Annotated in this window: 12 protein-coding genes; 5 read left to right on the top strand and 7 right to left on the bottom strand. The window is 45.8% G+C overall.

Features of this window, described 5'->3' with window-relative positions:
• Positions 1-67 precede the first annotated feature (67 nt).
• The 4 genes from FKV70_RS23845 to FKV70_RS23830 all read left to right on the top strand — a co-directional run bounded on the left by FKV70_RS23845 (position 68) and on the right by FKV70_RS23830 (position 4606).
• Positions 68-1276: an MFS transporter gene (locus FKV70_RS23845; protein WP_142614772.1), complete on the top strand. Its 1209-nt coding sequence runs from the start codon at positions 68-70 to the stop codon at positions 1274-1276.
• Positions 1277-1496: 220 nt separating this feature from the next.
• Complete coding sequence (locus FKV70_RS23840) at positions 1497-2765, top strand: aspartate aminotransferase family protein (RefSeq protein ID WP_425280381.1); 1269 nt, start codon at positions 1497-1499, stop codon at positions 2763-2765.
• Between the two features lie 34 nt (positions 2766-2799).
• Positions 2800-3849, top strand: a complete 1050-nt coding sequence (gene gutB1 / locus FKV70_RS23835) for a 2-amino-2-deoxy-D-mannitol dehydrogenase GutB1 (protein ID WP_142614770.1) — start codon at positions 2800-2802, stop codon at positions 3847-3849.
• A gap of 28 nt (positions 3850-3877) precedes the next feature.
• On the top strand, positions 3878-4606 hold the full coding sequence (locus tag FKV70_RS23830) for an HAD family hydrolase (protein ID WP_142614769.1): 729 nt from the start codon (positions 3878-3880) through the stop codon (positions 4604-4606).
• Between the two features lie 343 nt (positions 4607-4949).
• Here FKV70_RS23830 and FKV70_RS23825 read toward each other — a convergent pair whose 3' ends face one another.
• Together FKV70_RS23825 and FKV70_RS23820 are read right to left on the bottom strand one after the other, a co-directional pair.
• Positions 4950-5561, bottom strand: a complete 612-nt coding sequence (locus FKV70_RS23825; protein ID WP_063211062.1) for a DUF1349 domain-containing protein — start codon at positions 5559-5561, stop codon at positions 4950-4952.
• A gap of 127 nt (positions 5562-5688) precedes the next feature.
• Positions 5689-6243 carry a GNAT family N-acetyltransferase gene (locus FKV70_RS23820; RefSeq protein ID WP_142614768.1) on the bottom strand — a complete coding sequence of 185 codons (555 nt, stop codon included), beginning with the start codon at positions 6241-6243 and terminating at the stop codon, positions 5689-5691.
• A gap of 276 nt (positions 6244-6519) precedes the next feature.
• Here FKV70_RS23820 and FKV70_RS23815 point away from each other — a divergent pair, with 276 nt between their 5' ends.
• A complete protein-coding gene (locus FKV70_RS23815; RefSeq protein ID WP_142614767.1) occupies positions 6520-7341 on the top strand; it encodes an AraC family transcriptional regulator in 822 nt (273 codons plus the stop codon).
• 36 nt (positions 7342-7377) lie between these two features.
• Here the strand turns inward: FKV70_RS23815 and FKV70_RS23810 are convergent, their stop codons facing one another.
• The 5 genes from FKV70_RS23810 to FKV70_RS23790 form a co-directional block, all read right to left on the bottom strand.
• Positions 7378-8382, bottom strand: coding sequence for an aldo/keto reductase (locus FKV70_RS23810; RefSeq protein WP_142614792.1), 1005 nt, complete (start codon positions 8380-8382; stop codon positions 7378-7380).
• 333 nt (positions 8383-8715) lie between these two features.
• Positions 8716-10197, bottom strand: coding sequence for a glycoside hydrolase family 5 protein (locus FKV70_RS23805; RefSeq protein WP_142614766.1), 1482 nt, complete (start codon positions 10195-10197; stop codon positions 8716-8718).
• Between the two features lie 225 nt (positions 10198-10422).
• On the bottom strand, positions 10423-11487 hold the full coding sequence (locus FKV70_RS23800; RefSeq protein ID WP_142614765.1) for a polysaccharide deacetylase family protein: 1065 nt from the start codon (positions 11485-11487) through the stop codon (positions 10423-10425).
• Positions 11488-11726: 239 nt separating this feature from the next.
• Positions 11727-13103 (bottom strand): MFS transporter, encoded by a 1377-nt coding sequence (locus tag FKV70_RS23795; protein ID WP_142614764.1) that lies wholly within the window; start codon positions 13101-13103, stop codon positions 11727-11729.
• A 340-nt stretch (positions 13104-13443) separates the two neighbouring features.
• Positions 13444-14331, bottom strand: coding sequence for a LysR family transcriptional regulator (locus FKV70_RS23790; protein WP_142614763.1), 888 nt, complete (start codon positions 14329-14331; stop codon positions 13444-13446).
• Between the last annotated feature and the right edge of the window lie 88 nt (positions 14332-14419).

Genomic DNA, 14419 nt, shown 5'->3' with positions numbered 1-14419 from the left:
AGTAATGGTATATTCTAGTAAAAACGATGCTCATATAAAAAAATATGACCTTATGGAGGGACAGGCCTTGAAGAGACTTTTTGCTTTAAGTTGTGCTTTCTATCTGTTAATCGGCGTCACCAGTGTCGTGCTTGGGGCATTACTGCCGACTTTGCTGCCTCACTATGGACGGGGATACAGCGATGGTGGATTACTGCTGTTCTTGCAGTTTTTCGGCTTTCTTGTCGGCGTTCTGCTCACTCCCTTCATGGCTCTACATATGGGCCGCAAATCCATGCTTGCTATTGCCTTGGGGAGTATTGTCATCGCATGTACTATCTTGGGTGTACTGCCCTCATGGAATTGGGTCATCGTAATGGCCATCTGCATTGGCTTCGGCTCAGGCATTATTGAATCATCCATCGGAGCGTTTACAATTGAGTTTACGGAGGAGCAAAAAGCCGTGGCCATGTCCAAGCTGGATGTCTATTTTGCACTTGGTGCACTGCTTATGCCTGCCATCGTTAGCCTATATATCTGGTTTGGAATATGGAATCTAACTTTTTACACCATCTCCTTTCTTACTTTTATCCTATTGCTATTTTGGCTTACCATGCCTGTTTCCGCCTCCACTCACCTCACCCAAGCAGACATCCGAACTACTGAGCGTTCAGTTGAACAAGCTCGTTACTCAGGACAGCACCGTGTATTGCTAGGAATCTTCATTATTTTCTTCTTTGTTTATATGGGTCTTGAACTGGGGCTCATGAACTTCCTACCTTCTATTCTGACAGAAACGCTACAACTTCAGGGATCTGTTGCCTCGCTAGGTGTTAGCGTGCTTTGGATTGCTATGATCATTGGTCGTATGTTCTCAGGAAAGATTGCAGAATCAGCAGGATATATTCCTTATCTGTTATGGAGTGCAATTGGAACTTTCTGTTTTCTGGTTGCCATGGTGTTTATATCTAGCCAATGGGTTACATACCTTCTCATTTTTGGTGCAGGCATATTCATGTCTGGCCTCTTCTGTATCGCGCTTGTCTACGCCAACGTACTGATTCCAGGAATGACCGAACGGACGACCAGCATTCTGATTGCGTCAGGCGGAATTGGCGGATCGGTGCTTCAATATGTTATAGGCTGGAGCATGAGCGAATGGCCGGTGGCGGCTAGCCTCTGGATTTTAGGAGGGTTTACTCTGATTTTGCTGCTGGCACTTATTCTCACGCATCTGTGGAACAATCGGGGTAGCCGAGTAGTTGATTCACTTGTCCATCAGAGCAAGGAAGGATGACATCGCTTAGTTCTTAGGGAGGTGAGGCCTATCGCATTTTTGCTTTTCGGGCTGATTCTGTTACTGCGATTATCTCTCATATCTGTGAAATCGCAGAAGCACCAGTTTATCTTCCTTGCCCATGAGGGCAAGGAAGATAAACTTCTTATTTTGGGGAGGTGAGTTCAGCCGCGTGATGCTCTAATAGGGTGGTACACTTTTATAAGATGACTTAATAAGAATGTATATTCTGATATGGAGGGGAAATATCGTGCATACGTTAACCAAAGAACGTTTCAGATATGGTAAAGGCATTACTCTGATTGACGATTCGGGCAAGGAGTATTTGGATGGCGTATCCGGCACCTTCAACTTGTCGCTCGGTTATAACCACCCTCATGTCGTCGCAAAAGTACAGGAGCAGGTCGGCAATCTTGCTCACATGTCTTCGTCTTTTACAGAGCCTTATGTCGAAGAAGTCCTAGATCATCTAATCCAGTACGCCCCGAACGGTATCGACGCTGGGTGGATGAGAGATATTACCGGCTCCACAGCGAACGAATGTGCTGTGAAACTGGCCCAGAAATATACCGGAGCTACCGATATCATCAGCTTGCATCTGTCACATCATGGACAAACCCAATTCGCAACAGGCATTTCCGGCAATGCCTTCCGCCGGAAAAACTTTCCTAACTCAACTGCAGCAAACTCTCTGCATGTGCCTGCCCCCTACTGCTATCGCTGTCCCTTTAATTCTTCACCAGACAAGTGTGGTCATCATTGTATTGACGCCATATCAGACGCCATTGAGTATGCAAGCTCAGGGTCTGTGGCCTGCATGATTATCGAGCCCATTCTGGGCAACGGAGGTAATATCATCCCCCCTCCAGGATATTTCAAGCGCCTCCGTCAGCTATGCGACGAGCAAGGAATGATTCTGATTGCTGACGAAGTGCAGACCGGAATTGGGCGGACAGGCTACATGTTCGCAAGTGAGCTGTTTGACATCCAACCGGATATCATTACGCTCGCCAAAGGTCTGGGTGGCATCGGTGTCCCGGTTGCAGCGGTCTTGATGCAGTCTCGTCTTGATGTCCTGGAGAAGCACGAGCATTCCTTTACCTCGGGCAGCAATCTGATCTCGGTCACGGCAGCCAAATCCACGCTGGAGGTTGTAACCGAACCCGGTTTTATGGAAGCCGTCCGGTCCAAAGGCGACCTGCTTGGATCCTTGCTGACGGAGATGGCCGACAAGCATGATTGCATTGGTGAGGCTCGTGGCGTCGGACTAATGTGGGGACTGGAAATCGTAGATGAGGACGATGCCCCGGATGCAGTGAAAAGCAATGGGATTATCGATCGTGCATTTGAGGAACAGCAATTAATTCTCAGAGGTTCCCGTTACGGTTATGGCAATGTGGTCAAAGTGAGACCTTCTCTCACGGCTACAGAAGATGAGATTGTCGAAATTGTTAAACGGCTTGATGCCGTTCTTTCTACCCTTCACTAACGATCTGCCCAATAGGCAAAAGGAGGAATTATTCATGCTTGCACTAGTATACAAATCAGCTTGGGATGTCGCACTTGAGGAAAGACCGATCCCGGAGATTAAAAAAGATAACGATGTACTCGTCCGGATTCGGGCGACAGGCGTATGCGGTACGGATCTAGGTATCATTAGTGGCAAATATCATGCCGTGCCATCCACGATCTTGGGCCACGAATCAGCCGGGGATGTTGTCGCTGTTGGATCAGCCGTCAGTTCACTCAAGCCCGGGGACCGGGTGGTGATTGATCCAACATACTACTGCGGTCAATGTGAAATGTGTCGTACAGGAAGACAAAATCATTGCACACACAAATCCGTAACAGAGACCGGAGTCAGCGCCGACGGTACGTTCACCGATTACTATGTGACTGAGGACCGTTTTTTGTACAAGCTGAAGGACCACATCAGCTATGAAGAAGCGACGCTGACCGAACCGCTGAGTTGTATGCTGACCGGAATCAACCAGATTCACCTGCTGCCGAACTTTACCACTGTTATTATAGGCGCAGGTCCGATCGGGATTCTGTACAGCTATGCTCTTGCTTCGAAAGGCGTGACTGGTTGCCTTGTGGACATCTCAGAGGAACGGCTCGCTATTGCGGATTCTATTGCCCCCGAACGGTGGTCCGCGCATGCCACGCTGGAAGCGGCCATTCATAAGCTGGCTCCGGAAAAAAATCAGGTGGACATGATTGTGGATACCACAGGAGTGGTCGGCACTGAGGTACTAAGCCAGCTTGCGAGCGGTGGGTATTTGATGCTGGTAGGGCTGAGAGATGGTGTAAGCTCGTTTAATCCGAAAGAGGTAGTTGACCGTAGCCTTAAAATCATCGGCTCGATTGATTCTCTGGGCACGTTCTCCACGGCGCATTACCTGATTGAGCAGCAAATCATTCCTGCCCAAAAAATCATAACCCACTCGTATCCGCTTGATGACTTCCATGAAGCCTTTAAGACACTTGGATGCAATATCAGTGAGCGGACACTTCAGCCTTCATCCCAGGCAATCAAGATTGTGCTACAATCGAATGGCTCCGGCAACTAAATTAGCCACTACAAGGGGGAGAATGGACATGACGAGCATCCATCATGTTACACCGACGAATAATGAATGCACAGGAGATCTATCAGCGTCCGTTCCGGTCAAAGCGGTCATTTTCGACATGGACGGGGTGTTAGTAGACAGCGAACCGATTTACTTTGAGGTTGAACGCAGCTCCTTTGCCCATTTCGGTGCGCCTATGACGGAAGAAGAGCATCACACTTATGTCGGAGTGACACTCGAATCCATGTGGCGGCAAGTGCTGGACAAACATCAACTCACTAATACATTGGAAGAGGCACTTGCCTTTCACCGAAAAAATGTGATGCAGACCATAACAGCACATGAGGGCCTGACGGCGATCGACGGACTGGAACGGTGGCTGAACTGGCTACAGGAAAAAGGAATTCCGGTTGCCGTAGCCTCTTCCTCTCCACGGGCGCTGATTGACCTTATCATGGAAAAAACGGGACTTGGCCGTTACTTTGATATTCGAATCACCGGAGAAGAGGTATCCCAGGGTAAACCGGCTCCAGACATCTTCCTATATGCCGCCGAACTGCTCGGCATAGCCCCGGCCCATTGCATTGTTATTGAGGATTCGCGGAACGGTGTGCATGCAGCCAAGAGTGCTGGCATGCGCTGCATTGGTTTGCACAACCCAGGCTCGGGTCAGCAGGATTTGTCCAAGGCAGATCACCGTATTTTCAGCTATGATGATCTGTGGGCACTTAAAGAGAGCTTGCCATTCGAAGATTAGTTACCTGCCCTCTACACATCTTTTAAATCCTTTACAATGGTTGAGGACATATATAATTATGCCCCATAGAGTACACAGTTGAGTGTGTCACTTACACTACCCTATGTGTACCCTATGGGGCATACTTTTCATCAAATCAGCCCTGTTGATCGGACAGGCTACGGATTTCCCCCCGCCTCAGCTCTTCGATTATTTTCTAACCTCATGCCTCTTACGAAAAAACTGAACTTAGACATGACGAAATCGGAATTTTAATGGTATGTATTTTTATTATGTCTAGTAGCAATTTTCCAATTGGGCCATAGGATATCCATAATATTCTGATCAGCTGTACATTCGTTCTTCAATGATGTTCTACAGGAGGATCACTATGAAGGTCTTGGTCCCGCTCTGTAAAGTGCCAGCGAGTAAAGGTAACCTCAAAGCCCTCACGAGTTGGCGAACAGGTATATGGACCTGCCTGATTTCCAGTGGTGTAGGGAAAACGTGCCACACGAATCGTTCGCCATCCGTGATTCTCCGTCCGTGCGCGAATAACCACAGCATCCTTGATGATGGAAGCGCGGAGGGTGACTTCTTCACCGACCCACTCCGGCACAGCCGCAAGTGACCAGTCAGAATATCCAGCGGTTACGACTGTTGAAAGCTGAGGAATGCCATCATTGATTTCTATCCCCGCTTTAATCCATTGCTCCGGGCCATTGTATAATAAAATACCTGCCTGATCGTAAAGCTCCGTAAATGATGCGAGTTGAAACGACACTTCCACCGCCGTGTTGTTATTCCAATCTGATAATAAAGCGGACCCATCCTCAAATTCAAAACCATATAATGTCTTTTTCCAAAAATCTCTCCCCTTTTCAGGCGCAACCTTAAGGAAGTCTCCTTCCTTCCGGGCATATAAAGGTGAATTGATCCAATTCCCTTCCTCCCATTCCATTCTCTTTTTAGTCATGTTATTGCCCTCCTCTATTCAAATAAATGTGTGTCGTAATGTCCTTAGTATAGATGATCGGGGGGATATCTTAAAGAAGCCGTCAATATTTCTGTCTTATTAAGTATATTCTGAGAGTAATCACTTGTTAATCAAGCATCAGATACCAATAGATCGCGATTTCGTCACTTTCTTTATCTAGGCCTCTATAAACATAGGAATCGAACCCACCGATGACAAAACCGCAACTTTCATAAAATTTACATGCCCGAACATTATTGTTTTGTGTCTCCAGCATGATCCCTGGCATTCTGCCATCCCTCGCCCAGCGTTTAGCCTGTTCGATTAGTTTCTTACCAATACCGAAGCCTCTATATAGCTTGTCGACTTTGATATCTTCCACATATGCATATTTGTTCCAGTTCTTTTTCAGAACAATTTGACCCGCGACTTGATTGTTTACGAGTGCTAAATATATGATTTGGTTGGGATTACCGATATAGTTCGAATAGTCCTGAGCGATGTCTTCTTTAAACTGATCATCATCGTAGTTTTTTTTACTAAAAGGCCTTTCCTTCACCGTATATTCGATTCGCTGTCCCGTAAATTGCAAGACAAGGATAGAATCCACGATAAAGCTGCCATCAAGATTTGTACCCCACTCATCGTCCTCAGCCTTCAGTTCTCTGACTACAATATCCAAGTTCGTATTCGTCCTCCTATGGTTTTAAAAGTTGCAAATTAAGATTGGAACACTTCCTCCATCTTGAAGCAAAATCAAGCTGCATCAATGCTGCATGATCCTTCTCACCTGCATCAGTTTAACACTGTTCCGTTCTAACCATTATAACAAAGTTTCGTCTAACATCTTCGCGAAGTATTTTGCAGCCTCCATAAAACTCTTCAAGTAACACATTTCACAAGTGACTTTCAAAAGATCATATGTCATGATGTAATATCATAGGGGGCAAGCAATCAGATGGATATTCGTTACGGTTATCACGGCAAACAAATTTGTGAACCCAGCTACTCTTGGGGGCCCGGTATCAAAGGGCAATATAAAATCATGTTTATCCACGCGGGCAAAGGCGTTTACCAGATTGACGGAAAGACTTTTCATCTTCAACAAGGCGAAGGCTTTATTGTATACGACAACATTCTTTGTTACATGGAAGCGGACCAGACCGATCCTTGGATTTATTCTTGGATTGCCTTTTCGGGTAACGAGGTTATATCTCTATTGGAGCGGGCGCACATTTCTCCTCATCATCCCGTATTCAGGTACGCTCCGTTGTTTTGGTTTGATTCTTATTTGGATGAATTTACTGCCTGCAACGAGAACCACAGTACTTGTGAGCTGCGAAGGCAGAGCATTTTGTTCAGGTTACTCGCCGATTGGATCGAAATGTTGGTCGCTACGAGTCAGATACTGCCCGAGGTAAAGCCCAAGGACACCTACATCCGTAAAGCGATCGAGTTTATTCGAATGAACTATAACCAAAGAGTTGCCATTTCCGAGGTCGCACACATGGTTGGGATTGATCGTGTTTATCTGTCCATCCTTTTCAAAGAAATTCTTAATGTTTCCCCACAACAATACTTGTTAAACCTCCGGATGGACAAAGCAGGCGATCTACTGGGCAATTCGCAGCTGTCCATCGCGGAAGTCTCCTATTCTGTTGGCTACAACGACCCGTTGCTATTCTCCAAAATGTTTAAAAAAGTGAAGGGACTTTCTCCATCACACTTTCGTGCTAAGCTTATAAGAGATAGTTCAATTGTTCTTTCAAGACTCGACTGATTTGTCCGTATAACGGTTCGTATTATTGCTATAACATTACCAGGGGATATCCCCGATCTTATGCATAACGTGATCAATCTCTTGAAGATCCGCTGCCGATAGCGGTTCCGCGTGTACTGCTTGCATATTTTCCTCGATTTGACCTACACGGCTTGCACCGATTAGCACCGAATCCACACCGCCTTCGCGCAGCGCCCATGTCAACGCCATTTGCGGCAACGTTTGATCCCGGCGCTTCGCGATGGCCTCCAGCGCACGGAATTTGTTGATCCGCTCCTGAGATACGGCCTCTGGTTTCAACGTGCGCAGCCCTGTTTTAAACTCAGTTTCCAGCTTATCGATGTATTTTCCCGTCAACTGTCCGCGACCAAGCGGGCAGAAAGCCACTGATCCGGCTCCCACGTCAGCCAGTACGTCCTGCAGTCCGTTCTCAATCCACCGGTTCAGCATCGAATACATAGGCTGGTGGACGAGCAGCGGTGTACCAAGGTTTTTAAGGATCGCAGCTGCTTGCTTCGTCTCCTCCGGTCCGTAATTGGACAAACCAACATACAGTGCTTTGCCTGACTTCACAGCATGAGCGAGCGCTCCCATCGACTCCTCTAACGGGGTACCGCTATCAGGACGATGATGGTAAAAGACATCGACGTAGTCGAGTCCCATCCGCTGAAGGCTACGGTCCAGGCTTGCAAGCAGGTTTTTTCTCGATCCCCACTCACCGTACGGACCAGGCCACATATAGAAGCCAGCTTTAGTGGAAATAAACAGCTCATCCCGATAAGATGCGAGGTCCTTTTTTAAAACGTTTCCAAAGGTCTCCTCAGCGGATCCTGGAGGCGGGCCGTAATTGTTCGCCAAATCAAAGTGCGTGACACCTAGATCGAAGGCGCGTAATATCATTGCACGACTATCCTCAAACGGTTTGTCCCCTCCGAAATTCTGCCACAAACCAAGCGAAACAGCCGGGAGCTTGACGCCGCTCCGTCCAATCTGCCGATATTTCATTTGTTCGTATCGATTCTCTTGTGCGATATAAGTCACTGACTTCATCCTTTCTTATCCTAGCAAAATACTAACCTTAGGCAGCTCAAGTATATCTAACAATTCTTATGTAATGGAATGTCACTGTGATGAAAGTGCATGTCATAATGTTATTACATTACAGAATCTCCGCCAACATAGGTACCCTTAAGTAGTTTCATAAAAGGAAATTTGCTCGCTACTCCATTCCTTGCTTGTGAGGGTGACGAGCTGTTCTTTATTGAATCACTCAACTGCCACTCCCCTCATTCCCCTACCCTCAAATAACTTAGTTGAAAGGAGAAATCCCGGGATGGAGATGAGGTCCTTCAACCCGGGAAGCTTAGGAATGCGTTATTGAAGCGTCACGTTGTCAACATAAACGGCTGACTTACCGCTGCTGTTCTCGGAGGTCAGGAATTGTACGCCGATTTCCCTAACATCGTCAAGATTAGGTACTGATGCAAGGTTAATCGACAGTGTCGTGCCTCCAGAAGAATTAATCTTTTCGACTTTGCCTGCATTCCAAACCCAGTTAGAACCCGTCTTAACATAGATTTTGGCGTAGATTCCGTCACCTGCGGAGTCCCAAGATACATGCTTGACGGTCGCATTTAATGTTGTCTTCCCACTAAGGTTGCGTTTTTGTGAGAGAAGCAGGGAGTGCTGGGAATTCGCAGACATATTGATATCCGCTTTAAGAGAATTACTGCCCTTAGATGACCACTCATTCACGCTCCATGGACCATCGGATATATTCGAACCGGTCCAGCCCTGCGTACTACCCTCGAAGTCATATAATGTGTTCGCACTACTACCACCACAAGCTGTATTCTGTCTCCACTCTGCGTACGGAGCGTGCCCAGCTAGAATGCTTTTCAGATAGTTACCACCTGATGTGAGACTCCCGTTCGCGTTGAAAATACTGGCACCTTCTGCCTTGTCATTGATCGCCCAGTTGGCCCATGACAGGTTATTCTGGTTCATCCAGTCAAGCCATTGGTTCGTGGAATCGTAATTAATACCGCCGTCGCCATCCGCATTAACAAAGCCCATCTCGGTAACAAACAGCGGGATGCCCTTGCTCATTGCGTAGTTGGCCTTGTCCCGGAGCGACTGAAAATGAGATCCAGCGTAAAAGTGTAATGTATAGGCAATATTCCCGGAGGAAGTAATGGGATCGTTCGCTGCCTGGTCTACATTTTGAGACCAGAATGGCGTGCCAACGATAATCAAGTTGTCGGAACGTTGACGAATGGCCGGAATAACTTGCTCAGCGTAACTTTTGATTGTCCCCCACGAGACTTGTGTAGGTTCGTTATATATCTCGAAAATGACGTTATCATAGCTTCCGTATTCCTGCGCCATCCGGCTGAAGAAACTTTTGGCGGCATTGACATTATTGTGCGCGTCATGCGAGTGCCAATCAATAATGACATAGATCCCCTTTGCAATTGCCGCATTGACCACCTCACGAACTTTGGATTCGTCGGCCGTGTTATACGGATTTCCGCTGGGGTCCACGCCATATGCCGCTCTTACAATCTCCACCTGAAATTCATCCACCATACGATTCACTGTGGCCGTGTTCCAAAATGGACCGGACCAGTTGCTCCAAAAGAAGCTCGATCCTTTGACCATCATCGTCCGATTCGTTTTGGAGCCGTTAATCTTGTTGCCGCTTGCTTTCATTTCACCGAAATAGCTTACAGGGTTTGCGCAAGAAGCTGCAGAGACAGGATTTGCAGGTATGGCCGCTTGAAGAAGTAGCGTTAATAAACTGAACAGCAAAGTCATGATTAACGGCTTGGCGAATGAATTGATCAATATTTTCATAATTCTCTTCTCCTTTAATATGGCATGGTTACGCGAACAATTTCGGTAATTAGCCCCGATATTCATCTATAAATCGGTTGGATTCAAGAACAGTGATAGCTTACAGGATTATTTCCGAAAACGTTTTAGATTTTAATAGTAATTGGCCTGTTATGTGGATTTTACAAAGGGATAATTTCTTTATTAAAAGAAAAATACGAAGTTTGTCCATTATTTCTTCGGATTCTAGTTGATCTCCAAATAATCAAGGTATACATCCCATGTTCCGTTTTCAGCTGTTAGAACGAGCTCAATCTCTTGATTTCCGGTTCCATGATTGATATTAGCCAGGGTATAAACTGCAGGATTGCTCCCGCCGAAGTAAAAAGTACCCTTAGTCTGTCCACCAATTTTTAAGTCGACTCTAGCCATATTGGAGTTATTCGAAGCACCACGGAGTGAAAAACTATGGATTCCGCTTGCAAAATACTGCGTGTATTTCACCGAATCATTGTTGGAGTATAAAGCGACCCCGTTGAATGGCGAGCTGATATTCCCGGTATACTGACCGCCTTTGGTCATACTTTCGGCTTCCACTTTCGTGCCTGTGCTCGGAGTAGTTGTAGCGCTGTCAGGCGCCACCGCACGGCCGGTGCTCGGAGAGATCATGCCAGAGCATAAGTTACGGCTCTTGAGATTTTGTGCAATCTGCGGGATCGCTTGAAGCGTTGTCTGGTATTGGTCATGCATCAGGATTACGTCACCGTTTTGCAACTTGCCCGCGGCAGCTACGATCTGAGCGGTAGTGGCTCCGTTCCAATCCTGAGAATCAACACTCCATAGCACTTCAGTAAGACTGTTTTGGCTTTCGATGGACTTTAAAGTCGCGTTGGTCGCACCGTACGGCGGACGAAACAGCTTTGGCGCATTTCCGGTAATTGACTGAATCGTTTGCTGCGTCCGTGTGATTTCCGACAACATTTGCGAGCTACTGAGCGTAGTCATATTCGGGTGGGTATAGGAGTGATTGCCGATCCACATGCCTGCGGCCGCCTGGTCCCGTACCAGAGATGGGTTATTCTGTGCGTTCTGCCCAACGTTGAACATTGTCGCGCGCAAGCCAGCCTGTTTTAGCGCAGCAAGCAGTTTTGTTGTGTTACTGGCATTTGGGCCATCGTCGAACGTCAGACCTACGTAACCGTTCACGCAACTGGCATCGGCAGCACTGGCGACTGGCATCATAGGTACGGAGAACAACATACCAATAAGCATTAGAGCCATTGTCCCTTTTACTAGCTTTGCTTTGAGCATAATACTGCCTCCTCTTAATATAATGTTTGGTTTCACCAAGATTTTAATTAAACGTTTACAGATTATATTTTACTATCGAACTCTTCATATTTAACCTACAAAGATTTAACCTTATGCTGTAAAAAGTTTAGTTTCTTGTGGCTCTAACTTGTGAAGAGTACGTAGTCCTGAACTGGGGGTTTTCTTGAACAAAAAGAGCTGACATCAACCAATGTCAGCTCTATAGAAATTCTTATTTTTTATTGACGATCCAAGGAAGCCTTTTCTCTCTTGAATACAATCAGGAAAATGGCACCGCCTATAATTACTGTAGCTAGAAGCAATAACGTCAAATTGCTGTACAGATACGCCGCAACGTCAGTAACGATTGGAAAAATAGGGAAGTTAAAACTAAGCTGTGTAAGCAGTCCGCCTACAACTGCAATACCGATCCCTTCTGCCAAAAAACAGGAAAAATTTAAAAACCCCATTCCTGAGCCTGATTCATCAGCACTTAACGAGCCTGCCACAATGGTTGAGATGACCGTTTTGACAAAGGATAGTCCACCAAAAATCAAAACCAATGCTCCTGAGATGATCCAAATGCTACGATCCGCGAAGAGTGAAACGATCAAAAGTCCTGAACTAAGAAGCGATAACCCTGCAACCATGACAAAACGAGCTCCCCGCTTATCGACCAGAGATCCGCCAACAATCCCGAAAAGAATCACGCTTATCGTGCCCGGAAACAGAACACCGCCCCCGATAAGGCTTGTCGACATCTGGTGAACTTCTCTCATCATGTAAGGGATCATAGACATAAATCCTGCAACGGTCCCTAAAAGTATTCCCCCTACAAATACGCCCACGATAAATCTTCTCTTTTTGAATAAAGCCGGGTCTACAAAAGGTTCCTTAGCTCTTCGAATTCGCAGCACAAATCCTATAAAAAGAGTGACACTGATGGTCAAATACCACCACTCGTAATGTGTCGTAAATAAAGTAAACGAAACAATCCCAAGAACAAAGAGCAGGCCCCCCGAAACATCAAGCCCACCTTTTGTGACAGGTTCGTCAGGCAGCGTTCGTAAGAAAAACGGTAGCGTGACTAGCGTCATCATGGGTAGAAAAAATAGATAGGACCAATGCACATAGTCTGCAATCCAGCCTCCAAGTATAGGACCAAAACCTTCTCCAAGCGCAACGGTCGACCCGATCATTCCAAAAGCTTTTCCTTGATGCTGCTTTTCAATACTTTTGGTAACGATGACCATAATCAGTCCAGGGACGGCAGAAGCACCTGCCCCTTGGATAAATCGAGCGGCAAGCAAAATCGGAAACCAGTCATGAAAAAGCAAGCCGATTAGCGATCCCCCGCTGTATATCATCATACTGATGAGAACCAGTTTTTTTACGCCGTAAATGTCCGATATTTTTCCGTAAACAGCTGTCCCTACTGCAAAAGAAAGAATGAAACTGGTATTGACATAATTTGCAGCGGATGGCTCAATTCCAAATTGAGCGGCAATGTCGGGCAACGATACGTTAAACACTGTCTCATTTAATACGCTGAAAAATGCAAGCACGCACAGCCAAATCAAAGATTTAGGAATGCGTTCCTCAATCAATTTTCCCATCATGTAAACCCCTTAAGAATACCAGGGATCACGCAGTTTATAGGGCCAGTGATGCGTTGTTCCCTTTCAAATGTACCCTTCTTTTCACTATGTACTTCATTCTAACGCCTCCAAAAAGTAAAAGTAAAAATCTGTTTAAATAAAACTACCTAACCATTTTATCACTAAAATAATGAAAATATCACCTACAATTTTGACGATAATCATTTCATAACGAGGTAAAGAAAAAACGGTTAGTTCCTACTCGTTGGATTACAATGTTCAGCCTCTACACTATCTTATTAACGCAATCTTCTACTTATTTATTTTCAATGGTAGATCGTCAAAAACCACTATGGAACTAAATTGTCTCTTTTGAAATCGTAGCAAAATATTCTACAACTATCTCACGGAATTCCTGAGCAGTCCGCGAAATATACCGATTTCTGTTCCATAATAAAGCAATCTCCCGTATCAATTCGTGATTTTCTACCTGGAGATATTTGAGGTGTCCCTGCGAATTTCGTGCCGTGCTCGGTATGAAAGCTATGCCAATTTCGGCTTCCACAAGAGAACTAAGCCTTGCAGGTTCATCCCCTTCATACACATATTTAGGCACAAATCCTTCCGACTTGCATACAGAGTCTACTAGATCACGAGTTCCATAGCCTCTCTTTACGCCGACAAACCATTCTTCCCTTAGCTCTGTCAAGGATACGCTATTTCGATCTGCAAGCCTATGTCCCTTTGGAACAGCTACAAGAATGGGGTCGATACATACAATTTTACATTCGATGTCCTTCCCTTCAACGGGAGGTGAAGACAAGCAAAAATCGACCTCTCCTCTATGAAGAAGTTTGACCATTTCCTGTGTGGTCAGCATTTGCACATGAAATTGAATGTAGGGTCGTTTTCTCCGAAATTCTTGAAGAATACTTGGTAATGTGCTTGCGGTGGTCACCGCCAATTCGAGAATTCCGTGTTCTGGGCTGGATAAATCGGTGAGTTCCTGCTTCCCCTGTTCTAACTCAAATAAAGCCCTTTCTACACGGTAAAGGAATCTGCTTCCAAACTCATTCAATCGCAGTTTCCTCCCTGTTCGATCGAATAAAGGGACCCCCAGATCTTCCTCCAAGCGTTGAATCGTTTTACTCAGCGATGATTGAGTAACGTGCAGATTTCGTGCAGCTTCGGTTACATGTTCCAAACGAGCTACCGTGAGAAAATATTGCAGTTGAAGAAGTTCCATTTCGTATCCTCCATTTCATTCCTTTAAGTCAATGAGATTATATCATCGAATGCATTGGAATAAATAATAGATTTCAAGTACGATGACA

Source organism: Paenibacillus ottowii, assembly GCF_006874425.1.
Classification (GTDB): domain Bacteria; phylum Bacillota; class Bacilli; order Paenibacillales; family Paenibacillaceae; genus Paenibacillus; species Paenibacillus ottowii.
Note: the sequence above shows the minus strand (reverse complement) of the source record. Positions and strands in the feature narration are given on the sequence as shown.

Bases quoted from the DNA above. Each gene is read 5' to 3' on its own strand.
- FKV70_RS23830 (WP_142614769.1), top strand. From the start codon at position 3,878: ATGACGAGCATCCATCATGTTACACCGACGAATAATGAATGCACAGGA.
- FKV70_RS23790 (WP_142614763.1), bottom strand. From the start codon at position 14,331: ATGGAACTTCTTCAACTGCAATATTTTCTCACGGTAGCTCGTTTGGAA.
- FKV70_RS23800 (WP_142614765.1), bottom strand. From the start codon at position 11,487: ATGCTCAAAGCAAAGCTAGTAAAAGGGACAATGGCTCTAATGCTTATT.
- FKV70_RS23815 (WP_142614767.1), top strand. From the start codon at position 6,520: ATGGATATTCGTTACGGTTATCACGGCAAACAAATTTGTGAACCCAGC.
- FKV70_RS23795 (WP_142614764.1), bottom strand. From the start codon at position 13,103: ATGGGAAAATTGATTGAGGAACGCATTCCTAAATCTTTGATTTGGCTG.
- FKV70_RS23840 (WP_425280381.1), top strand. From the start codon at position 1,497: ATGTATATTCTGATATGGAGGGGAAATATCGTGCATACGTTAACCAAA.
- gutB1 (WP_142614770.1), top strand. From the start codon at position 2,800: ATGCTTGCACTAGTATACAAATCAGCTTGGGATGTCGCACTTGAGGAA.
- FKV70_RS23825 (WP_063211062.1), bottom strand. From the start codon at position 5,561: ATGACTAAAAAGAGAATGGAATGGGAGGAAGGGAATTGGATCAATTCA.
- FKV70_RS23805 (WP_142614766.1), bottom strand. From the start codon at position 10,197: ATGAAAATATTGATCAATTCATTCGCCAAGCCGTTAATCATGACTTTG.